The organism is Streptomyces sp. P17 (assembly GCF_032436805.1).
GTDB lineage: Bacteria > Actinomycetota > Actinomycetes > Streptomycetales > Streptomycetaceae > Streptomyces.
This window is the reverse complement of sequence record NZ_JAVRBF010001154.1, coordinates 1-255: the sequence shown is the minus strand read 5'-3', so window position 1 is coordinate 255 and position 255 is coordinate 1. Positions and strand designations below refer to the sequence as shown.

The window sequence follows — 255 nt, the reverse complement described above, 5'->3', positions numbered from 1 at the left end:
CGATTTGACGGCGGCCTGTTCGGGATTTGTCTATGCGCTTTCGGTTGCGGATCAGTTTGTCCAGACGGGCGGGGCGAAGCATCCGCTTGTCATCGGCGTCGACATTATGTCCCGCGCGGTCGACCAGACCGATCGCAATTTTTGTGTCTTTTTTGGTGACGGTGCCGGAGCTGTGGTCCTGGGACCGAAGTAAGAATCAAGCAAGGGGGTTCAGGAAGTTCATCTTTACGCGGATGGTGCGAAGGGGAGCTTGAT

The 255-nt window shown here is 56.1% G+C and carries 1 pseudogene; it reads left to right on the top strand.

Annotation, left to right across the window (positions count from 1 at the left end):
- Nucleotides 1-193: pseudogene (locus RMT89_RS44245) on the top strand (3-oxoacyl-ACP synthase); the annotation flags it as partial.
- Nucleotides 194-255 lie beyond the last annotated feature (62 nt).